Here is a 21781-nt window from a genome sequence, read left to right as displayed (position 1 = left end):
GGGTGCGGATCGGGGCCGCTCGGCAGCCGCCCGATCATCCTGTTCGGGTGATGCGCCACCGTGCGACGAGGAGGAGCGTGCGTTCGGACGAAAGGACACCGCACTATGACTGAGTACGAACTCGAGGCGCTCGGCCCCGTCGATTACCTCGTGGTTGAGTTCCCGAAGGGCGAGGCGAACTTCAGCGGCGAAATTGTCGCTGAACTGGTGAACCTCGTCGATGCCGGCACCATCCGCGTCATCGACATCCTCATCCTGACCAAGGACGACGAGGGCGCAATCGACGCGATGGAGCTCTCCGATGCCGGGGACCTGGGTGATCTGCTGCGCATCGAGGCCGATCTTGCCGAGCTTCTCGCCGCCGAAGACGTCGCTCACCTCGCCGCTGCCATGGATCCGGGCAGCGTCGCCGGAGTGCTCGTGTATGAAAACCTGTGGGCCGCTCCGTTCGCGGCGGCAGCCAGGCGCGCCGGCGGTCAGCTGATCGCCGACGGACGAATCCCCATCCAGTCGATCATCGCCTCCATCGAGGCCGATGCGGCTGCCGAGAAGTCAGGAGAATGACATGCCACTGAGACCAGCTCGTATCGGGCGCGTTGGCGTCATCGGAGCACCCGTAGCCAAGGCTGCCGTCGTGACCGCGGCGGTTCGACCAGGGCCGGCGCCGGTCGCGAAGGCCGCCGTGGTTGGCGCGGCCGTGACACCGGGCCGCCGCCGCCGCATCTGAGGCAACGAACGGCCCCCTGCGCATCCGAACGATGCACAGGGGGCCGTTGCGTGTCAGGCGGCCTTGACTTCTCGCCCGTGAGCGGTGACGGCGTAGATCACGAGAATGTCGATCGCGATGACGATGAGCGCCCACCACGGCTGTGCGGGGAGGAGCAACATCTGCCCCACAGCGCTCAGAGCGGCCAGGATGACGGCGATGATCCGCGCCCAGGTGGCTCCGCCGAACAGCGCGATTCCGGTGAGAACGAGCAGCGCGCCGATGATGATGTTCCACCATCCCCAGCCGGTGATGTCGAAGAGGAACAGGGTTCCACTGCTGACGAGGTAATACGTGTTCGAGCCGAGCAGTGCCATGAAGCCCTGCACCGCGCTGAAGACGCCGTTCAGGATCAGGATAATGCCGGCGAAGCCGATCCAGCCGACCCAGCCCGTTGGTTCGTTGACTGTACTCATGTTGTTCTCACCTTTCCCCTTCGGCGGCATTCGGCCGCGAGCCCAGACTCCTGAGCGGCCGCAGTGGGCGCATCATGCCGATGGCATGATCTCCGCGGCATCCCGGGGCAGCTCTTGCGACTCCAGACGGCTCGCTGCCAGAGTGAGTGCAAACGACGTCGTCAATGGGGAGTCAGCATGTCATTTCAGGATCTTGCAGGTGTCAGCGCACTCGAGGGGGAAATCGCGTCACTCAGCACACCGGACACGGTGACTTCGCCGTTCGGTGACCTCACCTTCTTCGACGGCGTGCCGCTGCCGGAGTCGGTTGAGGTCGGCTACGACGCGCTGGACCTGATGCGTGGCATCGAGGTGTTCTTGAACGCCGTGCCCGGTGCTTCGCTCGTGGCGTTCCGCAATGGCCTCCGCTCGGTCGGGCTGACATCACCGCGGCAGATCGGATTCACCGACCCGCGCGCCAACTCGGGCGCACTGTTCCTCACGCCGAACACTGAGACCACCTACGGCGTCACGATGCTGGACCTGAAGGCGTGGGGTCCGACCGTGGTCGAGGTCCCCGAACAGTCCCTCTGCGTCGTCGACGACTTCTGGTTCCGCTACGTCGCCGACATGGGCATCGCCGGGCCCGACCGTGGGGAAGGCGGCAAGTACCTGTACCTGCCGCCGGGCTACGAGGGTGAGGTGCCAGAGGGGTATCACGTCTACCGAACGCCGACATTCACGAACTTCGCCGTGTTCCGCGCACTCGGTGGAGTCCCGGCGATCAAACGGACCCGGATCTACCCGCTCACCGAGGCTGAGAATCCGGAACCGAACGAGTTCATCAATCTGGCAGCGCTGAGCTTCAACACGATCCACGCCAACGACTTCAGCTTCTATGAGGAGGTCGCGCAGCTCGTGCAGGAGGAGCCCATCGAGGCCCTCGATGCTGAGCGGGCCGGGCAACTCGCCTCCATCGGCATCGCCCATGGTGCGCCGTTCGCGCCGGATGCCAGGCTCAGGGCGATCCTCGAGAAGGCTGCCCCGATCGCGGCCGGTCTCGCGAGGGTGATCGCCTATCAGCCGCGCGACCCCGATGCCGTGCTCTACGGCTCATGGCGCAATGGTTTCGTCGGCGGCAGCTACGAGTTCCTCAGGGAGGGTGCACGTCTGCTCGACGCCCGCACGCAGTTCCACTACCTCGCCACCGTGATCACCCCGGCGATGGCCCACGCCCAGGTCGGTGCTGGATCCGCCTACGCCTACACGGTGCACGATGCGAATGGAGATCTCCTCGACGGCGGCCGCAGCTACCGGCTGCGCATGGACGCCGATGCGCCCGCGAAGAACTTCTGGGCGATCGACATCTACGACACCCAGACCCGTTCGCTGCTCGTCATCCCCTCCACGCCGTACCCGGCTCTTGCCAGCAACACGGGAACCCTGCAGGCGAATGCCGATGGCTCGTACGATCTCTACTTCGGTCCGAGCGCACCGGTGGGCAAGGAATCGAACTGGATCGAGACGGTACCGGGCAAGTCGTGGTTCCCGTTGTTCCGGGCCTATGGGCCGCTTGAGCCGTGGTTCGACCAGAGCTGGCGCCTGAACGAGTTCGAGCCCGTCGAGTAGAGCGCCGGAGCGCGGAGGTATTAAGCAGGGCGGGAGGCCAGAATCACCGATTCTGGCCTCCCGTCGGCACGTTGGCCTCCCGCGGCGTTAGCGCTTGAGGTTGGTGAGTTCCTGCAGCACCTCGTCGGAGGTGGTGATGATGCGGGCGTTCGCCTGGAAGCCGCGCTGGGCGACGATCAGGTTCGTGAACTCCTGCGAGAGGTCGACGTTCGACATCTCGAGCTGGCCGCCGGCCAGCACGCCGAGGCCGTCGCCGCCCGGTACGCCGTACGTCGCGCCGCCCGAGTTGACGGTGGCGCGGTAGCCGGAGGAGCCGGTCTTCTCGAGACCGCCGGGGTTGGCGAAGGTGGCCAGCGCCACACGGGCGATCGGCTGCTTCTGGCCGTTGCTGAATAGGCCGATGAGCGTTCCGTCCTTGGAGAGTGTGAAGGACTCGAGGGTTCCGGCCTGGCGACCGTTCTGGCCTTCGATCGCGACGGTGCTGAGCGTGGCGAAGCCCGAGACGCCGGAGAGGTCGACGGTGATGCCGCCGATGGCGGGAAGCGTGCCGGCGGTCTGCACGCCGTTCGTGAAGGTGAGTGTCCCCGTCTGCGTGGTGGCGCCGTCGGTGCCGGAGACGGTCCAGTCATTGCCCGCCTTGGTGAAGGTGAGGGTCAGCGTGCCCGGCTTGCCGTCCGCTCCGTAGACCGGGACGTCGCGCACGAGAACGGTGCCGTTGGCGGCATCCGATGGCAGGTTGCCCCCGACGGTTGCCGCGGTCGTTGCGGATGCCGGCGACACGCCCTTGAGCGGGAGCTGGATGTTGCCGATGCCGCCACCGGTCGGAATCTGGCCGTTGACGGCGTTCCAACCCTGCACGAGGGAGCCGTCGGGCGCGGTGAGGCGGCCGTCGGCGTCGAGGTCGAATGCGCCCGCCCGGGTGTAGCGGGTCTCGCCGCCGATGCTTGTGACGAAGAAGCCGTCACCGGCGATCATCATGTCGGTTGCACGCCCCGTGGCCTGCGCCGATCCCTGCGTGAAGTTGGTCGAGATGCCGGCGACCTGCACGCCGAGGCCGACCTGGGCCGGGTTGGTTCCACCGGTCTGCGCCTGCGGGCCGCCGGCGCCCTGGGTGAGCTGGGAGAGCGTGTCCTGGAACTGCACGGCAGATCCCTTGAACGCGGTCGTGTTGACGTTGGCGATGTTGTTGCCCGTGACGTCGAGCATGGTCTGGTGCGAACGGAGACCGGAGATTCCGGAGTAGAGCGAGCGGAGCATTGGTGAGCCTTTCGGTGGAGGGGTCGGCGATCAGACGGCGGCGGCTGCGCCGGGGGTTTCGGGCTTGGGAGTGTCGGGTGCCGGAGGGGCGGTGACACTGGCGATCACGTCGAGCGGGATGTTCTTGCCGCCGATGGAGATGGTGGGAACCGCTCCCGCATAGGAGACGGAGTCGGCGATGCCGGTGATGGTCTCCCCCGCCGCGTTCACATACGTCACCTGCTGGCCGACGAGCGACGCGGCGGCCACTCGCATCTGCAGCGAGAAGTTCTCGCCGCTCGTGACGGCAAGCTCGTTCATCTTCTCCATCATCGCCAGCTGCGTCGTCTGCTGGATCATCTGCGAGGTGTCCATCGGCGAGCTCGGATCCTGGTTCTGCAGCTGCGTGATCAGCAGCGACATGAAGACGTCGCCGTCCATGTCCTGCTTGGGCTTGCGAACAGGATCGGTGGCATAGATGCCGCCGGTGTTCACGGTGGTGACGGGGTCAATCGGCACGGGGTCCTCTTCTATGCGATCAGGTCGATGTGCGGGTGGGCGGATGCCGCGCCGAGCTGCGTCGGCTCGGCGGGCTGCGTGGAATCGCCGCCCGCTTGGGTGTCGGGCTGCGTGCCGGATTGGCCGGCCGGTGGTTGCTCGCCGGGGCGCGGTTCGCGCCCGCCGTGGCCGCCCGGCTGCCCCAGCGCGGCGTTCTGGCCGCTCTGGTTCTGGCCCTGGCCCTGGCCCTGCTTGGTCGGCGCGTCGTCTGCCGAGAGGCCGAGCGTCGCGTGAATCCCGGTTGCGGCGAGGTCGCGGCGCAGCTCGCCGAGCACACCGCGAACGGCGTCACGGGCGACATCGTTCGGAGCGAACAGTTCGACCCGCAGCTGGTCGCCCGTCACCACCGCCTGCACGGTGACCGGACCGAGCCGGTCGGGGGCAACCGTGATGGTCATGCTGTGACTGCCATCACCCGCGTGGGCCAGGGTCAGCAGCGGCCGAGCCAGCTGGCCGGCGAGCGGTGGCCGCTGCGACGCGGCCGCCGGGCGGGCCGGAGCCTGCGATGCGGCGACCGGCGAGGCACCCTGAGCTGTCTGGGCACCGGCCGGGGTCGCGACCGCGGCGGTCGGCAGCGCGTTCGGACGCGCGGTGTCGGCCTGGGCGGGCTCGTCCGCCGTCGTCGCGAGTGCGACAGGGGTTGATGCCGTGGTCGGCATCGTCCGCGTGCCGGCGGTGACCGGTGCGGCCGTTGTCGGTGCGGCCGGAGTTGGAGCGGCCGGAGTCGGCTGCGCTGCCCCGAGCGGCAGTCCGAGCGGTGCCGGCGAGGGCTGCGCGCCGTCCGCCGCCGGCGCCGAGGCGACGGGCGGGGCCTGAAGCGGGGCGGCATCGCCGCGGCCGCGGGCGGCGGTGACGGTGGTGGTGACGGGGGCGGCGGCGGCGAATGCCGACACCACCGCCGCAGTGGCTGCTGTGGCCGGGCCGGGGAGCGCGGCATCCTGTGCCGTGACGAGAGTCGCCGAGTGGGCGCCGTCGGCTGTGATCGCTGCGGTGGGTGCTGAGGGTGCCGAGGCGGTGCCCGGTGCCGCGAGCTCGCCCGCACCGTTCGCGTTCCACGCGAATCCGGAGAATGCGGCCCACCCGGGTGTGACGGATGCCGGCCGCTGAGCGTCGGCGGGCGACGGCGTCGTCACGCCGGTTCCCTCGGTCTGCGGCTCCGCGCCGCTGCCATCGCTGCCGGAATCGGACGATGGAATGCCGACGTCCACCTGCCCCATCCCGGTGGCGGTGTCCGTTGCCGCGGATTCGGACCCGGCCGCGGCCAGCGCCGCGCCGAAGCCGGCACCGCGATCGGCGGATGCGGAGCCGGCCGACGTCGTCGCGGAGCGTGCCGGCGCGCTCAGCACCGCCACCGGGAGGCTCACTGGGCACCGCCGAACATCGCGGAGCGGCCGAGGGCGAGCATGGCCTCGTTCAGCGCCGCCTGGTCGGCCTGCGGAATCGCGCTCGCGCCGACGGCGGCGGTGCCTGCGGTGTTGGGCGGCACGATGCGACGGATCGTGACGATGTCGGACTCGTCGAACCAGCGCTCGACGTGACTCACCGTTCGGCCTTCGTATGGCGCATGGATCACCTTGTTGTCTCCCGCGTAGATCACAATGTGCTCGGCGTTGTCCGTGACGATCAGGTCGCCCGGCTGGGCCTCCGCGAGGGAGTCGACCTCGGTGCCGGCCGTCATCTGGCCGGAGACGAGCCGTGGCACCTCGATGCCGAGGTCGGCGTAGACGCGCTGCACGAGCCCGGAGCAGTCCATTCCGCTGGCATCCTCACCGCCGAACACGTAGGGAACGCCGAGGTATTTCATGGCGGCATCCGTGACCGCTTGGCCGGTGACCCCGGCTGTCGGCGTGCCGGTGCCCTGCACCGCGCCGGCGTCTGCGGTGCCGAGCGCCTTGCCGAGCAGCTTCGAGAAGTCGGTCGCGGAACTCGCCGAGCCGGCATCGGTCTTGGCGACCGCGCGGGACGACGCGACTCCGTTCAGCTGGTCGATGGCCTCCTGGATGCTCTGTACGCGGCCCATCATCTCGATCATCGCGGTCATCGGGCGTGCTCCTCCGCCCCGTGCTGGGTGGCCGCGCGCTGCCATGCGGTTCCCGCCAGCTCGTCGAGCACGATCTGCTCGGCCTGCAATTCGAGCTGCGCCTCCGTCTCGGAGTGGCGGAACGCCAACTTCTCGAGGCTGAGGGTGTTCTTGCGGGCGGCGGAATACTCCTCCTGTGCTTCCTCTGCGCGGCGCCGACGCTCGGCCGTCACCGCGGAGAGCTCTGCGACCATGCTCCGAGACGAGGCCCGCGCGGCCGCGATCCCGTGCATCGCACCGAGCGAGCCCGGTGTCGCCGTGGTCTCGCTGAGCAGGCTGCGGGCCGCTGCCTCACGCGCCGCGCTCTCGCGCGTTCCCGCGTTGGCGGCGGCGAGGCCGCCTGCGGCCTCGTCCTGCTCCAAGCGGCGCAGGCGGAGCAGGCCACCCAGTGCGAAATTCCGTGTCATTCTCGTGCTCCCAACAGTCTGCTCAACCGGGCCAGTTCGGCCCAGGCGTCATCCGCGGTTGATTGATCGGTCATACGTTGTTGCAGGAAGGCGTTGATCTCGCCCTCGTGATCGACAGCGGCGTCGACGAGGGGGTTCGTGCCGCGGCGGTAGGCGCCGACGTCGAGCAGATCCTGCGCCGAGCGGCGGGCCGAGAGTGCGCGGCGCAGCACGGCTGCCTGCTCGCTGCGTTCCGGCGGCGTGACCTTGCTCGCCACGCGGGAGATCGAGCTGAGCGCATCGATCGACGGGAAGTGTCCGACGACGGCGAGCTTGCGATCGAGCACGACGTGGCCATCGAGGATGGAACGCGCCGAGTCGGCGATCGGCTCGTTGTGGTCGTCGCCGTCGACGAGAACGGTGTACATGCCGGTGACCGAGCCTCGTTCGGCCGTTCCGGCGCGTTCGAGCAGCTGGGCGAGTACGGAGAAGGTCGACGGCGGGTAGCCGCGCGTTGCCGGGGGCTCCCCCACCGAGAGCCCGATCTCGCGCTGCGCCATGGCGACGCGGGTCAGGGAATCCATCATGAGCATCACGTCGTTGCCGCGGTCCCGGAAGGATTCGGCGATGCGGGTCGCGACGAATGCGGCGCGCAGGCGCATCAGCGCCGGCTCATCGGAGGTTGACACGACCACGATGGAACGGGCCAGGCCCTCGGCTCCGAGGTCGTCTTCGAGGAACTCGCGCACCTCCCGGCCGCGCTCGCCGATCAGGGCGATGACGCTGATCTGGGCGTCGGTTCCGCGGGCGATCATGCTGAGCAGTGACGACTTGCCGACGCCGGAGCCCGCGAAGAGCCCCATCCGCTGGCCCTTGCCGACCGTGGTGAGCGTGTCGAGGGCACGCACGCCGAGCTGCAGCGGTGTGTCGATGCGCGCCCGGTGCATGGCAGACGGCGCCTCGTTCTGCAGCGACACGTATCCGTCGGCATCCAGCGGGCCCTTGCCGTCGATGGGGCGGCCGAGGCCGTCGAGCACGCGGCCGAACAGGCCAGTTCCGGTCGGAACACGCACCGGTTCGTTGCGCGAACGCACCGGCGTTCCCACGCTGATCCCAGCCATGCGCCCGAGCGGCATGCAGCGGATGCCGCTGCGCGTCGACGCGACGACCTCGGCCTCGATCGGCGCACCGTCGGTGCCGTCGTGCCGGAAGTCGTCGTGGCCGAGGCGCACGAGGTCGCCGATGGCGCAGTCGAGTCCGACGACCTCGACGCCGAGGCCGACGATGGAGGACACCATGCCGGTGCGCTCCGGGCGGGCGGCGATCGCTGCATCACGTAGGCGCTCGACCCGGCTCGCCGACACTGCGATGCTCACTGGGCCTGCCCATCGAGAGTGCCGAGTGCCCGGCGTGCGCGCAGCACGGCGGTACCGATGCGCGCGTCGACGAGGCCGTCCGGCAGTTGGGCGACGGCGTCTCCCCTGCCGAGGGCGGGGTCTGACTGCACGTTGAGCGATGACGGGAGCTGGCCCGTGATCCGGAGCAGCTCCGCGTCATCGGGGTGCAGGCGCAGAATCAGGCCGGGGAGATCGGCGTCGGAACCGAGGGTGCCGAGCACGCGGCGGAGCGCTGCGGAGGCTCCGGCACCCGCGTCGCTGAGCTCGGATCCGATGACGGCCTCAGCGATGTCGAGTGCGGCGGCGAGCACCGCGTCATCGCTCTGCTCGAGCACGGGGATGACCGTGCGCTGCACGGCGGCCGCGGCCAGGGCGAGGGTCGCGCACGCGGCATCGACCCTGACGGCTGCCCGCCTGGCCTGCTCTGCGTGTTCCGCCTCGAGTGTGGCGAGGCGTTCGGCGGCGATCACGCCCGCCTCGCGCAGCCCCGCGGCGTAGCCGGCCGCGTGGCCACGGACCGTTGCCTGTTCGACGGCTCGGTGCAGGCTCTCTTGATCGCGCACGCCGCTGGTGCCGGCACCGTCGACGCTCGGAAAGGCGAGCGTCTCGAAGAGGGCATCAGTCGACGAAGGCATCTTCGTCTCCACGCGCAACGGTGATCTGGCCGTCGGCCTCCAGGTTGCGGATGGCACGCACCACCTCGGCGCGGGCCTCCTCCACCTGCGAGAGGCGCAGCGGGCCGGTTGCTCCGATCTCGTCGTCCAGCAGCTCGCGGTTGCGCTCGGACATGTTGCCGCGGATCATCTCGGCGACGGGTTCGGTCGCGCCCTTCATGGCGATCGCGAGAACGCGCACGTCGATGCCGCGCAGCACCTGCTGCACGTCGCGACGCTCGAGGCGCACGATGTCGGCGAAGGTGAGCATGCGTGAACGCACCTCGTCGGCCAGCACGGGGTCGCGCAGATCGAGGCCTTCGAGCACTGCACGCTCCGTGGCGAGGTCGGCCCTGTTGATGATCTCGACGAGCGGCTGCACACCACCGACGACCTCGAAGCTGTCCCTGCTGGTCACGACGGCGCCCGCGCGCAGCTTGAGCGTGTCTGCGAGGATCCGCACGGCCTCCGGCGTTGCGCTGCCCATTGTGGCGATGCAGTGGGCGACGTCGGTGCGCACGGTCTCCTCGAAGCCGGCGAGAACGGCGGAGGCCTGCTCCGGCCGCAGGTGCGCGAGCACGAGCGCAGCGGTTTGCGGCAGCTCGGCGGCGAGCAGGCTCTGCAGCTGACCGGGTTCCGCGGCATCCAGGAACTCGAATGCGCGCCCGGCCATCGATGAGGCGACCCGGCTCATCACGCCGGCCGCCTTCTCGGCGCCGAAGGAGGCTTCGAGAAGGCCGACCGCGAAGTCCTTGCCGCCCCGGGTCTGCCGGGTGCCGCGGGTGGCCATCGCGTGGAACTCGGCCAGCGTCTCTTCGGCGACCGTGGCGTCGACGCGGCGCAGCCGCACGATCTCGGCGGTGATCTCCTCCGCCTCGTGCTCGTCGAATTGCTTCATGACCTCCGCTGCACGCAGCGGGTCCATGTTCATGAGCACGACGGCGGCCTTCTGCGTCCCGCTCAGTGCGGTGGCCTTGACCCCGTTCATACCGGCTGCCTGTCATCCATGAGTGCCCGGAGGTACTCGGCGGTCTTCTGCGGGTCACGCGCTGCGAGCATCTCGATCTCCGAACGCGTGCGGTCGGAATCGGGCGCGATCGGCAGGACCTCGGTCTCGAGTTGCAGCGGCACGGTCGGAGCGGGCAGCACGAGCTGCTCCTGCGCGGCCTCCAGCGCGGCGCGGGCGGCGAGGAGTTCCTCCTCGTCGACGGCTTCACGGCTGGCCCGGCGGGAACGGCTGATCATGACGGTGATGAACACCAGCGCGATCAACACGGCCAGGGCGATGATGCCCATCCGCACGATCTCGGTCAGTTGCTCGGATGCCGCTGCCGCCTTGGCATCGGCCAGCGCCGTCTCGGCCGCTGTGGCGCTGCTGCTGTCGAAGCTCATGTACTCGACGGTGACGGTATCGCCGCGGTCGACGTCGATGCCGGCTGCCGCCGACACGAGTGCGCGCAGATTGCCCATGTTCACGTCGCCGGGAATGGCGTCGTTGACGGCGACGGAGACCGACTGCCTGGCCAGGGTTCCGGCCGGGATCGTGCGGGTCTCCGTGACCTTGTCGATGGCGTTGTTACTCGTCACCGATTCCGAGTTGAACGTGCCGTTGCCCTCCGCACCGCCGGGGACGGCGATGTTGTCCGGTCCCAGCACTCCGGCTCCTGCTCCCCCGGTCCCGGTGTAGCTCTCGGTTTCGCGCGACTCGTTCAACGGGGTGACCGTCTCGGGGGCGACAAAGGTCTCGGCCGTGCGTTCGGCCGATTCGCTGCTGACATCGGCCGCGACGACGACGGTCGCATTGCCGACGCCCACCACGGTGTCGAGCATCGCCTGCACCGCGGTGCGCACCCGGGTCTCGTAGTCGTTGGCCTGCTTGCCCGCTCCACCCGTCGGGCTGCCGCCCACGGCGGAGAGCACGGTGCCTGAGGAGTCGATGACAGCGACATCCGTTGCCTTCATGCCCTCGATCGAGGCCGAGGTCAGGTGGACGATTGCCTGCACCTGCTCGGAATCGAGCGACTCGCCCCTGGCGGTCTCGATGAAGACCGACGCGGTCGGGGCGGCCTTCTCGTCGGCGAAGACGGTCTCCTGCGGAATGGCGAGACGCACGGATGCCGTCTTCACACCGCTGAGGGCCGAGATCGTCGCGGCGAGCTCACCCTCGAGCGCCCGCTTGTACGTGACCGACTGCTGGAACTCGGAGGTGGTGACACCCATGTCGTCGAGCAGCGAGTAGCCGCCGCTGCTCGAACTGGGCAGGCCGGCGGCCGCCGCCTTGAGGCGCTCGTTGTAGACATCGGCCTGCGGGACCATGATGGTGCCGCCGCCGTCGCTGAGCTCATAGGGAACGCCGTCGGCCTGGAGCTGCTCGACGATCGAGTTCGCGTCCGCCGCCTGCAGCCCGGTGAACAGTGGCGCATACGAGGGCCGGCTGAGCCAGATGCCGAGTCCGGCGACGCCGAGCACGAGAACGGCGACGGCGAGCAGCGCGAGGGTGCGCTGCGCGACGGTGAACTCGCGGACGCCCGCCGTGAAGCGTTGGAAGAAGGAGGTGACCTGGCGCGGCATCAGGCCTGCATCCTCATGATCTCGTTGAACGCATCGACGCCCTTGTTGCGGATGGCGGCGACGAGCTCGACCGTGACCTGCGCCTTCGTCGACGCGATCGTCGCGGCGTGGATGTCGGTGAGGTCACCCGTGACGGCGCGCAGGGCGAGCTCGTTCGATGTCGACTGCAGCTGCTGCATGTTCTCGACCGCGCCGCTGAGGGCCGAGGCGAACCCGGCTCCCCCTGTGCCCGCCGGTGCGGCTGCGCCGTCGATGTAGCCGCTCGGGCGAACGCCCTGCACGGCGCCTGCACCCGCGGAAATGGCGTCGATCGCTCCGATCGGCATCAGCCACGACCGATCTGGAGTGCGGCCTGGTAGCTTTCCTTGGCCCGGTCGACGACGGCGGCATTGGCCTGGTAGCCGCGCTGCGCCATGATCAGGCTGCTCATCTGGGCTCCCAGATCGATGTCGGGGTACCGCACGTAGCCATCGGCGTCTGCGAGGGGGTGTTCCGGCTCGTGGACCATCCGGCCCTCTGCATCACCCTGCACCGTGCCGGCGACGAAGACTCCGCCGTCTTCGCCCGCCTGGGCGAGGATGAAGCGTTCCTGGAACGCTGCTCCGTCGCTCGAGGTCACGGTGTTGATGTTGGCGATGTTGTCCGAGATGGCGTCGAGCCACTTGCGGTGAACGGTCATCGCCGATCCGGCGATTCCGATTGCGTCAAAAGTCATGGGTCATTCCCTCGTCAATTGCTTCTCATGGCGCTGCGAACGCTCGTGAACTGGCCCTCGATGGCGCGCGAGGCGAACTGGAAGCGCAGCACCGTGTCGACGTTGGAGAGCGTCTCGGTGTCGAGGTTGACGTTGTTGCCGTTCAGACGCGTCGGTTCGAGCGAACGCTCCACCGTCGCATCCGTGTGCCCGTCGCCGCCCGCGATCGATGCGGCAAGCGCTCCCTCGAACGCGACCCGCTTGGCGTGGTAGCCGGGTGTGTTCACGTTGGCGATGTTGTCGGCGATGGAGCGCTGGCGCATGGCCAGGCCGTCCAGAGCACTGGAGAGTGCCGAGAGGCTCACGGAATCGAACACATTCGTCCTTACGACGGCGAAAGCTGCTGACAGGTGGCCGATCCGTGGCCGAAGAAGGTGAGCGATCCGTGCTCACTACCCACTCTCGGCCGATGCCTGCGATCCGTTAGTGCGTGCGCGCAGTTTTCGTGCGCGCGGCCCTGTCGGCTCTAGCCGGAGACGTCGAGGTACACGGATGCCGCAGCCGACCGTGGCCGCGGGACTACGCGCAGCGCCTCGAGGTGCCTGCCCACCTGGGTGCGTTCGCTGCGCAGTTCGCGCTCGCGTTCGAGCTGGCGCTCGTGCAGCGCGTTCGCGCGCTCGCGCAGGGAATCGGGCAGTGCGGGGAGCTGCGAGGGAGCGTGCCACATGCCGCTTCCGGCATAAGCGTCGCCCGCTGCGTCCTCAGCCGAGTTCACCCCGAGGGTGAGTGCGCTCTCCAGCTCGGTGAGCACTCCGAGCCAGAGCCGTTCTGCCTCGCTGGCCTGGCGCGGGGGCATTTCTGCCGGGTTGCTCTGTTGATCAGGCAATGCCCAACGCTCCCGTGCTCGGCGCGGACTGCTGTGCCGGCAGGATCGCCGCGGCGTCATGCCAGGCGGCTCGCAGCGGCTCAAGCAGGGTGATGGCCTCTCGCGTGCGGGCGATGTCGCGGTGGATGTTGGCAAGCACGAGGGCGTTCGTCACGTAGGTGTAGAGAGCGAGGAGTCCGTCTGCTCCGTCCCACACGTCGAGCCGGAGAGATCCGCTGAGCTCGGTAAGGATCGCCTGCGCGTGCTGAAGCTGATCGCTCGCGGCCGGCCAGTTCTCGGCGAGCTGCGCCTGCTCTGCACGGCCGAGGTCGAGGAGCAGGCGGTCGTAGAGCATCGTCAGCAGGCGCACGGGGGTCGCAGAGAGCACGGCGTCGCGGTTGAGTTGGGCGGCACGATCGACGGCGGCCGGCACGGTCGGGCGCTGGGGCGCGAACGCGACGGGCGCCGCCGCAGGCTGCACCTCTGCGCTTGCCGCGGTGCCTGGGGTGTCTGTGGCGTCTGGGGTGATGCCGATCAGTTTCACTGCGAGTTCCCTGCGTTCAGGCCGGACAACTGCGATCCGATCCACGAGGACTGCGCGTTCAGCTTGCTCAGCTGCACCTCGAGCGCGGAGTACGTGCGCTTGAGCGTCTCCTCGCGGGAGGCGAGTCGGCGATCCCAGTTGGCGATCTGTTCGGTGATGTCCTTTGACAGCGAGGTCTGCCCGGTGATCTTCGACGTGATCACGCCGTCGTACTTGTCCGAGGCGAGCCGAGCCGCCTCTTCAAGCCTGGTCGTGATGGTTGTGAGGGCCTTCTGCGTTGCTCCGGGATCCTCGGCGAGCGACTTGGCGAACTTCTCCGCGTCGAACGTCATCCGCCCTTCTTTAGTGATGCTGATGCCGAACTCCGACGGCGAGCGGCCGTCGATCGGGGCGGATGCCGCGTCGAGCAGCCTCTGCTCGACCTCGCGCACGGTGCTGTCGGAGCTGAAGACGCCGCCTGACACGACCGGTTTGCCATCGGCACCGGTCGTGGTCGTGAGCGCGCGCTTGGAGTCAATGAATTCGAAGACCTCGTTGAGTTTGCCGATCAGCGTTTCGGCGACCTTGCCGATGGCCGCATCGTCGCGGGCGACGGTGATGGTGATCGGCGTTGCGCTTGTCGCACTGACCGTCACCGAGACCCCGGGAACCAGATCGGCGAAGGTGTTGCTGCTGGAGGTGATCTTCTGCTCGGCGGGCGTCCCCTTCCAGAGGGTGACTTCGGCGTCTGTCGCAGTACGGATGGTTGTGGCGCTCAACTGCGGGGCGGTGCCCGCCGTGACCTGGGCCACGCTGCCCTCGTACATCGTGAACGCGCCGGCCGCACCTGTCTCTGTCGCAGTGAGCTGCAGGCGGTACAGGGTGTCGCCGGTGCCGGGGTCGACACCGGCCGCGACACGGGTCGCCTGCACGCCGGCATCCGCGGCGTTGATCGCCCGCACGACGTCGCTGATGGAACTAGAGTCTGCGGTGATTTCTTTCAGGGTGCCATCGGCGGCCTTGACGGTGAGCACCGGCGGGTCGCTCGGCCACGCCGTCATGGGTGCTGTCACCTGCTGTTGGGACTGGGCGAGGGTGTCGACGGTGATGTCGAGCTGCGTCGCGCCGGCACCCTTGCCGACGGTGACGGTGGCCGATTTGTCGGAGCTGATGGCGCTGAAGAGGGCGAGCGCGTCTGGCTTCATGCCGTTCTTGCCGAGTTCGGCCAGCGCCGCCACCGAGGAGTTCAGGGTCTGCAGCGTCTTCAGGTAGTTCTGCGTCGAGGTGTACTTGCCCTGCAGAATGTTCTGCGGAATTGCCTCGACCGCCATCAGCGATGCGATCAACTTCGCGGTGTCGAGGCCACTGACCAGGCCGTCAAGCGAGATTCCCATGAGTGCTGCCCTGTGTTTCGATCGTCTTCGTGTACGGAGTGCACGAGGGCCGGTGACGGGATCACGACAGGATTGTCGCGCCCGGCACCGGCCATCGTCATGTTGCTCTGTTGCCAATCGGCGCGGCTTGTGGCCGCGGCCGGCTAGCGGAGGAGCTGCAGAACGCCCTGGTTGGACTGGTTCGCCTGCGCGAGCATGGCGGTACCGGCCTGCGAGAGCACGTTCGAGCGGGTGTACTTGACCATCTCGGAAGCCATGTCGGTGTCGCGGATGCGCGACTCGGCAGCCGAGAGGTTCTCCTTCGACACGTTGAGGCTCTTGATGGTCGACTCGAAGCGGTTCTGCTGCGCACCGAGGTCGGCACGAGCGGTCGATACGGCCGTGATCTGCGCGTCGAGCGCGACGATCGTCGTCAGAGCAGCGGCCTTGTCGGCGAAGCCAGCAGTTGCAAGACCGGTGACAACGCCACCGATCGTCGAGACGTTGTTCAGGTTGATCGCGATCTGGTCCTGCGCTGCAACGCCACCGGCACCGACCTGGAAGGTCAGGGTCGCGTTGCTGCCGTCGAGCAGCTTGATGCCGTTGAAGTTGGTCGACGCACCGATGCGGGTGAGCTCTTCACCGAGCGCGGTGACCTCCTTGGCGATGGCTGCACGAGAGTCGGCGTTGTTCGAGTCGTTACCCGACTGAACGGCGAGGTCACGAACACGCTGCAGGATGGAGTGCACCTCGGTCAGGGCGCCTTCAGCGGTCTGGATGACGCTGATGCCGTCCTGCGCGTTGCGAGCGGCGACCGTGAGGCCACCGACCTGCGAACGCAGACCCTCGGAGATCGCCAGACCGGCAGCGTCGTCGGCCGCACGGTTGATACGCAGACCGCTGGAGAGCTTCTCCAGCGACTTCGACAGGTCGTTCTGCGTGACGGACAGGTTGCGGTACGAGTTGTTCGCCGCGATGTTGTTGTTGATCTGCATACCCATGATGAATTCCTCCGTGAGTGGGTTGTGTACACCGGCCCATCCGTGGGCCAGTACTCACAACAATCGGCGGCTCGGCGGCATCCGTTAGGGATTCGTCTGGGAAGTTTTTCTGCGGCGGCAGCGTCAGCCGACCTGGCTGATGAATGCGGCGGCCGGCCGGCCGCGTGTGCCGGCTGCGAGGTGGTCCTCGAAGCGCGAGAGGTAGGCGGTGCGACGCGCCGCGCTCAGGCGCACGTCCGGCACCGCTGCCGCGTTGGGCTCATCGGAGTAGTGGGCGCCCAGTCCGTCGCGGATCAACCGGATCGCCTCAGAACGCTGCTGCGAGACGGCCGAGTGCGTGATGCCGAGCTCTTCGGCGACCTCCTTGACGGAACGGTCGTCGAAATAGATGGCGCGGACGATCATGGCCATGCGTTCCGGCAGGGCGTCGACGGCGGAGCGGACGATGCGCTGCCGCTCGTCGATGAGCAGCGATTCCTCCGGCGAGGTCATCTCCGAGACGAGGTACTCGGCGGTGGTCTCGTCGATGGTGCTCACGGTGCGTGCGGCATCCGTGAGCGCTGCGGTCGCGGTCTCGCGGTCGACGCCCATCGCCGCGGCGAGCTCGTCGACGCTGGGGGTGCGCCCGAGGCCGGCGGTCAGCGTTTCTCGGACCGAGACGGCCTCGGTGATGCGCTTGCGCGCTGACCGGGTCGCCCAATCGCTGGAACGCATCTCGTCGGCGAATGCGCCGAGGATTCGCGTTCGCGCATATGCACCGAACGGGATGCCGCGGCTCTCATCAAAGTTCTCCGCGCAGCTCACCAGCGCCAAGGCACCGGCCGAGGCAAGATCGTCCCGTGAGAGGTGGCTTGCCCTGGCACAGACGTCGGCGACGAGGTAGCCAACGAGAGGGAGGTTGGCGACAACGAGTTCATTGCGTTCCGCACGATTCACAAATATCAATTCCTGCAGTTGTGGCAGCGTGCAGGGTCACGCACCTTTTTTGGACGATTGACTCGGGTAGGCGGGTCAGTTCCTCGGGTTTTCTCAACCGTATCCGGGGCGCCCCTCCGACACGCGCGACCGGACTCCCCCAGTGCGAGTGTCCTCCACAATGCCGACCCTCGTTCGGGGCAGGGGCCCTTTCAGCCCGATTCAAGGCCGTCTCACTAACATGATTGAGAAGGCTGCCGAGAGTGTGTTGTGACCCGAACGGTCACCGCATTCCTCCCCGACAGCACCCGACAGAAAGGCGAGCCAGTGGGCGTCAACGAGCTCTCCGCAGTGTTGTGGCGCGAACGCGAGCTACTGGAGCTATTGCTCTTCAAGCTCGAGGAGGAGCAGCTTCTGCTCACCGCAGGCAAATCGCGCTGGGTAGGCCACGCGAGCCGCGAGGTCGAGCAGGTCATGAACCGACTTCGGGATGCCGCGCTCGGTCGTTCCGTCGAGGTCGCAGAGCTCGCCACGGAATGGGGCTGCTCGGAAGACGCATCGCTGCGCGAGATCATCGGCGCAGCACCGGCCGGGCCGTGGCAGGACATCTTCACGGCGCACCTCGCGGCGATGACCGAGCTGACCGGACAGATCCGGGAGGTGCGTGACGTGAACGAGCAGTTCCTGCGCACCGCCGTCCGCGGCGTGCAAGAGACCCTTGCAGGAGTCGAGACCGTCTCCGGCACCTATGACGCCAGCGGATCCGCGCACCATGCGGAGTCATCCTCCCTGCTTTTCGACGAGAAACTGTGAGCCAGCGCACGTGAGCACATTCAGCGGCCTGAACACCGCATACCGAGGCCTCTCCGCCGCCAAAGCCGGAATCGATGTCGCCGGCCAGAACATCGCCAACGCGCGCACGGAGGGGTACACCCGCCAGCGCCTGACCACCTCAGCGATCGGCGGCCCGGCCATGGCCGGCAAGTTCTCGCTCGGCGTGCGACCGGGCGGTGGCGTCAACATCGATGGAATCGCCCGCCTCGGCGATGTGCACCTCGACGCCAGGGTTCGTGCCGCCGCCGGCGTCTCCGGCTTCAGTGCGGCGCGAGCGACCGCGTTCTCCGGCATGGAGTCGGTGTTGAACGAGCCGGGTGCCAAGGGCATCTCCGCGCAGCTCGACAACTTCTGGGCCTCGTGGCAGGACGTGGCCAACAGCCCGGGCGAACCCGCACAGGCCGGCGTGTTGTTGCAACAGGCCGGAGCACTCGCCAAGCAACTCTCGAACACCTACACCGAGTTCGACAACCAGTGGTCGCAGCTGCGCGGCGAGGTGCGCGATCTGACGGCCGAGCTCAACAGTGCCGCATCTCAACTCGCCGATCTGAACGGCCGTATCCGCTCTGCAACGGCATCCGGCGGATCGGTGAACGAACTGCTCGACCAGCGCAGCCTGCTCGCCACCACGATCGCGGCCATCGCCGGCGGCACCGTGCGCGATGCGGGCGACGGCACGATCGACGTCTACATCGGCGGCAACGCCCTGGTCACAGGAACGACGGCGCGCTCGGTGAACGTCGTCGGGTCCAACACGATGGCCGGCTCCGCAGGAAGCCCCGTGAGCCTCGAGTGGTCACACCGGCCGGGCTCGCCGATCGCCCTCGATGGCGGAGAGCTCGGCGGTGCCGTGTCGATGCTGGCGCCTGCGGCATCCGGCGGACCGATCGCCGCGGGCGCAGAGTCGCTCGACGCTTTCGCCCAGAAGCTTGCGGATGCCGTCAACACCGTGCACCGCACCGGAGCCGTCGCCGATGGCACCACCGGGCACGACTTCTTCGCTTTCACGGCCGGCAAGCCGCTCGCGCAGGGCCTCACCATCGTTCCGACGGGCCTCGCCGGCATCGCAGCGGCCAAGCCGGGCAACGGCGGGCTGGACGGGAGCATCGCCGACGCGATCTCGCAGATCGGCGACGGCTCTGGCTCGCCAGACTCGTATTGGGCGAACTTCGTCGTCGCGCTCGGCGTGACGACCCGTTCCGAGAACAGGCAGGCCGATCTGGCCGTGCTCGCAACCAACTCGGCCGTCGGGATGCAGCTCGCGAATTCATCCGTCGACATCGATGAGGAGAACGTGAGCCTGCTCATGTACCAGCACGCCTACCAGGGCGCCGCCCGGGTGATGACCGCCGTTGACGAGATGCTCGACGTGCTCATCAACCGCACAGGACTCGTGGGAAGGTAAGCAATGATCAGCCGAGTCACCCAACAAACCTCGATGCTCTCCGCGCAGCGCAATCTGCAGTCGAGCGCCGCGCAGCTGGCCAAGCTGCAGGATCAGGCCACGACGCGGAAGGCGTTCTCGCGTGCATCCGAGGACCCGAGCGGCGCGGCGGATGCGATGCGCATCCGTGCCCAGCAGCGGGCGAACGACCAGTACAGCCGCAACATCGACAACGGGCTCGGCTGGGTCACCACGATCGATTCAACGCTCACCGAGATCAACGACGCCATGAAGCGCGTGCGGGACCTCACGGTGCAGGGTGCGAACGACGGCAGCCTCTCCCCCACGGCCAAAGAGGCGATCGCGGTTGAGCTCGACAGCCTCAAGGAGCAGCTGCTCGGCCTGGCCAACACGCAGTACCTCGGCCGCAGCGTCTTCGCCGGCAACTCGAGCGATGGCGTCGCGTTCAACCCCGACTTCAGCTTCACCGGCGCGGCCGGCAGCACCGTCGAACGCCGCATCGGCGCCGACACGACCGTGCGCGTCGACGGCGACGGCGCCGCGGCCTTCGGAGAGGGCGTTGACTCCGTCTTCGCCCTCGTCGAGAAGATCGCCGCCGATCTGCGGGGCGGCACCAACATCGGCGCCAGCCTCGGCGACATCGACAAGCGCATGAACGCGCTCCGCACCGAACAGTCGGCGGTCGGTAGCCGCCACGCGCTCATCATGCGCGCCGAGGAGACAGTGATGGACAAGACCGGATCGCTCGAAGCGCAACGCGCTTCAGTTGAGGACATCGAGCTCAGCCGCATCATCCTCGACCTCAAGGCCCAGGAGATCAGCTACCAGGCGGCACTCGGCGTGACCGCACGCGTGCTGCAGCCGACGCTGATGGACTTCCTGCGATGAGCGCGACGCTGAGCTTCATCGCCCCGCCGCCCGGCTTCGAGCCCAGCATCGAGTTCGGCTTCACCGCGGTCGATGACACCGTCGGGCTGTTCACGCTCTCGGCCGTCGACGGCGACTCTCGGCGCGTCTTCGTACTGGATGCCGCGATCTACCTGCCCGAGTACACGCCAAGCCTCAGCCAGGCGCAGAGCGAGTCGCTCGGCCTCGCCTCCGGCGACGACGCCCGCGTCTACGTGGTCGCGAACCCCGCGGAATCCGGGACGACGGTGAACCTGCTCGCGCCGATCGTCGTGAACGCCGCCACGAACGCCGCCGCCCAGGTCATCCTCGACGACCGCGACTGGCCGCTGCAGGCGCCGCTCGGCGCCTAGCGACCCGCATACCGTCGGCCGGAGATCCAGGCGACACGCTGCCCCAGACGGCAACTCGGCCGGCGATTCTCCCGAATCTCCGGCCGAGCGTACGTCCCGCGAGCTAGTTGGCGGTGCGCTTCGCGGGCAGACCGGCCTCGATCGCCGCGATCACGGCCGGGTCATCGGGCTTGACCGCCGAGCGGAAGCGGGTCATGGTGCCGTCGGCACCGATCACGAACTTCTCGAAGTTCCACTTGATGCGACCGGACTTGCCTGCGGCATCCGGGACATCGTGCAGCGCCTCGTACAGCGGGTGCATGTGCCTGCCGTTGACCTTGACCTTGTCGAACAGCGGGAACGTCACGCCGTAGTTGATCGTGCAGAAATCCTGGATCTTTTCGCCGTCGCCCGGCTCCTGGCCGGCGAACTGGTTGCACGGGAAGCCGACGACGGTGAGCCCGTCCTGGCCGTACTTCTCGTACAGTGCCTCGAGCTGGGCGTACTGCGGTGTGAAGCCACACTTCGATGCGACGTTCACGACGAGCACGGCGCCGTCGCCGAGTTCATTCAGTGTCGTGCTGTGCCCGTCGATGGTGGTCAGAGGAATCTCTCGAATGTTCACGAGTTCAGCGTACGCGGATTTCGGGCGGGAACGGCCGAATCACGCGGAGTTGTATGCGGCTTCCAAGGCGGCGAGCTCGAGCTTGCCCATCGGCAGCATGGTCTGCATGACCGCCCCGGCCTTGGCCGGGTCTGGATCGCTGAGGAGCTCAGAGAGCCGCGGCGGCACGACCTGCCATGAGAGTCCGTACTTGTCTTTCAGCCAGCCGCATTGGCCCGGCTCGCCGCCGTCGGCCGTGAGCGCATCCCAGAGCCGGTCGATGTCGGCCTGGGTGGGCGCCGCGATCGAGAGCGAGATCGCCTCGGTGAAGTTGAACGCCGGCCCGCCGTTCAGCGCCTGGAGCCTCAGGCCGTCGAGCTCGAACTCGACGACCATCGCCGTCCCGGCCGGAACCGGCGCGCCCTCGCCGTAGCGGGAGACGCCGAGAATGCGCGAACGCTCGAAGATCGAGACGTAGAATTTCGCGGCATCCTCGCCCTGATCGTCGAACCACAGGCAGGGTGTGATGTTCTGCATGGCTTTCCCTCTCACATCGAAAGTGATGGTCAATCCCCCGCAAAACAGGCTACGCCGCCTCGATGCGGCCCGCAGGAATTCCTGTCGGCCGATCGAGACGGCGCAGTGTGGGCGTCACGCC

At 68.0% G+C, this 21781-nt stretch carries 27 protein-coding genes; 7 read left to right on the top strand and 20 right to left on the bottom strand.

The genetic code is table 11. The features are described from left to right. Positions 1-105 precede the first annotated feature (105 nt). Together ASC66_RS10480 and ASC66_RS18330 are read left to right on the top strand one after the other, a co-directional pair. Complete coding sequence (locus ASC66_RS10480; RefSeq protein ID WP_055838887.1) at positions 106-564, top strand: DUF6325 family protein; 459 nt, start codon at positions 106-108, stop codon at positions 562-564. A gap of 1 nt (position 565) precedes the next feature. Next, positions 566-727, top strand: coding sequence for a hypothetical protein (locus ASC66_RS18330; protein WP_200944803.1), 162 nt, complete (start codon positions 566-568; stop codon positions 725-727). 53 nt (positions 728-780) lie between these two features. Here ASC66_RS18330 and ASC66_RS10475 read toward each other — a convergent pair whose 3' ends face one another. Then, positions 781-1182, bottom strand: a complete 402-nt coding sequence (locus tag ASC66_RS10475) for a DUF7144 family membrane protein (RefSeq protein WP_055840302.1) — start codon at positions 1180-1182, stop codon at positions 781-783. A 177-nt stretch (positions 1183-1359) separates the two neighbouring features. Between ASC66_RS10475 and ASC66_RS10470 the strand changes: the two genes are divergently transcribed. Further along, positions 1360-2790, top strand: a complete 1431-nt coding sequence (locus tag ASC66_RS10470) for a DUF1254 domain-containing protein (RefSeq protein ID WP_082492256.1) — start codon at positions 1360-1362, stop codon at positions 2788-2790. A gap of 87 nt (positions 2791-2877) precedes the next feature. Here ASC66_RS10470 and ASC66_RS10465 read toward each other — a convergent pair whose 3' ends face one another. From ASC66_RS10465 to ASC66_RS10385, 17 genes are all read right to left on the bottom strand, one after another. Continuing rightward, positions 2878-4047, bottom strand: a complete 1170-nt coding sequence (locus ASC66_RS10465) for a flagellar hook protein FlgE (protein ID WP_055838884.1) — start codon at positions 4045-4047, stop codon at positions 2878-2880. A 30-nt stretch (positions 4048-4077) separates the two neighbouring features. Next, a complete protein-coding gene (locus tag ASC66_RS10460) occupies positions 4078-4545 on the bottom strand; it encodes a flagellar hook assembly protein FlgD (RefSeq protein WP_055838881.1) in 468 nt (155 codons plus the stop codon). Positions 4546-4556: 11 nt separating this feature from the next. Continuing rightward, on the bottom strand, positions 4557-5948 hold the full coding sequence (locus ASC66_RS10455; protein ID WP_157509755.1) for a flagellar hook-length control protein FliK: 1392 nt from the start codon (positions 5946-5948) through the stop codon (positions 4557-4559). Beyond that, positions 5945-6625, bottom strand: a complete 681-nt coding sequence (locus ASC66_RS10450) for a C40 family peptidase (protein ID WP_235496853.1) — start codon at positions 6623-6625, stop codon at positions 5945-5947. The genes ASC66_RS10455 and ASC66_RS10450 overlap by 4 nt, the downstream gene beginning before the upstream one ends. Next, on the bottom strand, positions 6622-7071 hold the full coding sequence (locus ASC66_RS10445; protein ID WP_055838874.1) for a flagellar FliJ family protein: 450 nt from the start codon (positions 7069-7071) through the stop codon (positions 6622-6624). Before ASC66_RS10445 ends, ASC66_RS10450 begins: the two co-directional genes overlap by 4 nt. Continuing rightward, positions 7068-8420 carry a FliI/YscN family ATPase gene (locus tag ASC66_RS10440; protein WP_055840296.1) on the bottom strand — a complete coding sequence of 451 codons (1353 nt, stop codon included), beginning with the start codon at positions 8418-8420 and terminating at the stop codon, positions 7068-7070. Before ASC66_RS10440 ends, ASC66_RS10445 begins: the two co-directional genes overlap by 4 nt. 2 nt (positions 8421-8422) lie before the next feature. After that, positions 8423-9082, bottom strand: coding sequence for a FliH/SctL family protein (locus ASC66_RS10435; protein ID WP_055838869.1), 660 nt, complete (start codon positions 9080-9082; stop codon positions 8423-8425). After that, on the bottom strand, positions 9066-10088 hold the full coding sequence (gene fliG / locus ASC66_RS10430) for a flagellar motor switch protein FliG (protein ID WP_055838866.1): 1023 nt from the start codon (positions 10086-10088) through the stop codon (positions 9066-9068). The genes ASC66_RS10435 and fliG overlap by 17 nt, the downstream gene beginning before the upstream one ends. Further along, the gene (gene fliF, locus ASC66_RS10425; protein WP_055838863.1) at positions 10085-11671 is read right to left on the bottom strand and encodes a flagellar basal-body MS-ring/collar protein FliF; all 1587 of its coding nucleotides are present in this window, start codon (positions 11669-11671) and stop codon (positions 10085-10087) included. The genes fliG and fliF overlap by 4 nt, the downstream gene beginning before the upstream one ends. Next, on the bottom strand, positions 11671-11997 hold the full coding sequence (gene fliE, locus ASC66_RS10420) for a flagellar hook-basal body complex protein FliE (RefSeq protein ID WP_055838860.1): 327 nt from the start codon (positions 11995-11997) through the stop codon (positions 11671-11673). Before fliE ends, fliF begins: the two co-directional genes overlap by 1 nt. Then, on the bottom strand, positions 11997-12386 hold the full coding sequence (locus ASC66_RS10415; protein WP_055838857.1) for a flagellar basal body rod protein FlgC: 390 nt from the start codon (positions 12384-12386) through the stop codon (positions 11997-11999). Before ASC66_RS10415 ends, fliE begins: the two co-directional genes overlap by 1 nt. A gap of 14 nt (positions 12387-12400) precedes the next feature. Then, positions 12401-12742, bottom strand: a complete 342-nt coding sequence (locus ASC66_RS10410) for a flagellar basal body rod protein FlgB (protein ID WP_055838854.1) — start codon at positions 12740-12742, stop codon at positions 12401-12403. A 149-nt stretch (positions 12743-12891) separates the two neighbouring features. Then, a complete protein-coding gene (locus ASC66_RS10405) occupies positions 12892-13251 on the bottom strand; it encodes a hypothetical protein (protein WP_157509754.1) in 360 nt (119 codons plus the stop codon). Beyond that, entirely contained in the window at positions 13244-13774 is a 531-nt protein-coding gene (locus ASC66_RS10400; RefSeq protein WP_353612522.1) for a flagellar export chaperone FliS, read from the bottom strand. Before ASC66_RS10400 ends, ASC66_RS10405 begins: the two co-directional genes overlap by 8 nt. After that, the gene (gene fliD / locus ASC66_RS10395) at positions 13771-15147 is read right to left on the bottom strand and encodes a flagellar filament capping protein FliD (protein ID WP_055838848.1); all 1377 of its coding nucleotides are present in this window, start codon (positions 15145-15147) and stop codon (positions 13771-13773) included. Before fliD ends, ASC66_RS10400 begins: the two co-directional genes overlap by 4 nt. 143 nt (positions 15148-15290) lie before the next feature. Continuing rightward, positions 15291-16127 carry a flagellin N-terminal helical domain-containing protein gene (locus tag ASC66_RS10390; protein ID WP_055838845.1) on the bottom strand — a complete coding sequence of 279 codons (837 nt, stop codon included), beginning with the start codon at positions 16125-16127 and terminating at the stop codon, positions 15291-15293. A 123-nt stretch (positions 16128-16250) separates the two neighbouring features. Then, the gene (locus ASC66_RS10385) at positions 16251-17063 is read right to left on the bottom strand and encodes a sigma-70 family RNA polymerase sigma factor (protein WP_055838842.1); all 813 of its coding nucleotides are present in this window, start codon (positions 17061-17063) and stop codon (positions 16251-16253) included. 306 nt (positions 17064-17369) lie between these two features. Between ASC66_RS10385 and flgN the strand changes: the two genes are divergently transcribed. Genes flgN through fliW form a run of 4 tightly spaced genes read left to right on the top strand, consistent with a single transcriptional unit; the run spans position 17370 to position 20540 of the window. After that, entirely contained in the window at positions 17370-17855 is a 486-nt protein-coding gene (flgN, locus tag ASC66_RS10380; RefSeq protein WP_055840287.1) for a flagellar export chaperone FlgN, read from the top strand. 10 nt (positions 17856-17865) lie between these two features. Next, positions 17866-19281, top strand: coding sequence for a flagellar hook-associated protein FlgK (flgK, locus tag ASC66_RS10375; RefSeq protein ID WP_055838839.1), 1416 nt, complete (start codon positions 17866-17868; stop codon positions 19279-19281). A 3-nt stretch (positions 19282-19284) separates the two neighbouring features. Then, positions 19285-20169 (top strand): flagellar hook-associated protein FlgL, encoded by an 885-nt coding sequence (flgL, locus tag ASC66_RS10370; protein WP_055838836.1) that lies wholly within the window; start codon positions 19285-19287, stop codon positions 20167-20169. Next, on the top strand, positions 20166-20540 hold the full coding sequence (gene fliW, locus ASC66_RS10365; RefSeq protein ID WP_055838833.1) for a flagellar assembly protein FliW: 375 nt from the start codon (positions 20166-20168) through the stop codon (positions 20538-20540). Before flgL ends, fliW begins: the two co-directional genes overlap by 4 nt. A 103-nt stretch (positions 20541-20643) precedes the next feature. Here fliW and ASC66_RS10360 read toward each other — a convergent pair whose 3' ends face one another. Then, positions 20644-21144, bottom strand: a complete 501-nt coding sequence (locus ASC66_RS10360) for a glutathione peroxidase (RefSeq protein ID WP_055838830.1) — start codon at positions 21142-21144, stop codon at positions 20644-20646. Positions 21145-21183: 39 nt separating this feature from the next. Next, positions 21184-21660: a VOC family protein gene (locus ASC66_RS10355; RefSeq protein WP_055838827.1), complete on the bottom strand. Its 477-nt coding sequence runs from the start codon at positions 21658-21660 to the stop codon at positions 21184-21186. Positions 21661-21781: the final 121 nt, after the last annotated feature.

Origin of the sequence: Leifsonia sp. Root4 (genome assembly GCF_001425085.1) — a bacterium.
Lineage (GTDB): Bacteria > Actinomycetota > Actinomycetes > Actinomycetales > Microbacteriaceae > Microterricola.
This window is presented reverse-complemented; position numbering and strand designations above follow the sequence as displayed.

Bases quoted from the DNA above. Each gene is read 5' to 3' on its own strand.
- ASC66_RS18330 (WP_200944803.1), top strand. From the start codon at position 566: ATGCCACTGAGACCAGCTCGTATCGGGCGCGTTGGCGTCATCGGAGCA.
- fliW (WP_055838833.1), top strand. From the start codon at position 20,166: ATGAGCGCGACGCTGAGCTTCATCGCCCCGCCGCCCGGCTTCGAGCCC.
- ASC66_RS10450 (WP_235496853.1), bottom strand. From the start codon at position 6,625: ATGACCGCGATGATCGAGATGATGGGCCGCGTACAGAGCATCCAGGAG.
- fliD (WP_055838848.1), bottom strand. From the start codon at position 15,147: ATGGGAATCTCGCTTGACGGCCTGGTCAGTGGCCTCGACACCGCGAAG.
- fliG (WP_055838866.1), bottom strand. From the start codon at position 10,088: ATGAACGGGGTCAAGGCCACCGCACTGAGCGGGACGCAGAAGGCCGCC.
- ASC66_RS10465 (WP_055838884.1), bottom strand. From the start codon at position 4,047: ATGCTCCGCTCGCTCTACTCCGGAATCTCCGGTCTCCGTTCGCACCAG.
- ASC66_RS10470 (WP_082492256.1), top strand. From the start codon at position 1,360: ATGTCATTTCAGGATCTTGCAGGTGTCAGCGCACTCGAGGGGGAAATC.
- ASC66_RS10480 (WP_055838887.1), top strand. From the start codon at position 106: ATGACTGAGTACGAACTCGAGGCGCTCGGCCCCGTCGATTACCTCGTG.
- ASC66_RS10415 (WP_055838857.1), bottom strand. From the start codon at position 12,386: ATGACTTTTGACGCAATCGGAATCGCCGGATCGGCGATGACCGTTCAC.
- ASC66_RS10445 (WP_055838874.1), bottom strand. From the start codon at position 7,071: ATGACACGGAATTTCGCACTGGGTGGCCTGCTCCGCCTGCGCCGCTTG.
- ASC66_RS10475 (WP_055840302.1), bottom strand. From the start codon at position 1,182: ATGAGTACAGTCAACGAACCAACGGGCTGGGTCGGCTGGATCGGCTTC.
- ASC66_RS10435 (WP_055838869.1), bottom strand. From the start codon at position 9,082: ATGCCTTCGTCGACTGATGCCCTCTTCGAGACGCTCGCCTTTCCGAGC.
- fliF (WP_055838863.1), bottom strand. From the start codon at position 11,671: ATGCCGCGCCAGGTCACCTCCTTCTTCCAACGCTTCACGGCGGGCGTC.
- fliE (WP_055838860.1), bottom strand. From the start codon at position 11,997: ATGCCGATCGGAGCGATCGACGCCATTTCCGCGGGTGCAGGCGCCGTG.
- flgL (WP_055838836.1), top strand. From the start codon at position 19,285: ATGATCAGCCGAGTCACCCAACAAACCTCGATGCTCTCCGCGCAGCGC.
- ASC66_RS10355 (WP_055838827.1), bottom strand. From the start codon at position 21,660: ATGCAGAACATCACACCCTGCCTGTGGTTCGACGATCAGGGCGAGGAT.
- ASC66_RS10390 (WP_055838845.1), bottom strand. From the start codon at position 16,127: ATGGGTATGCAGATCAACAACAACATCGCGGCGAACAACTCGTACCGC.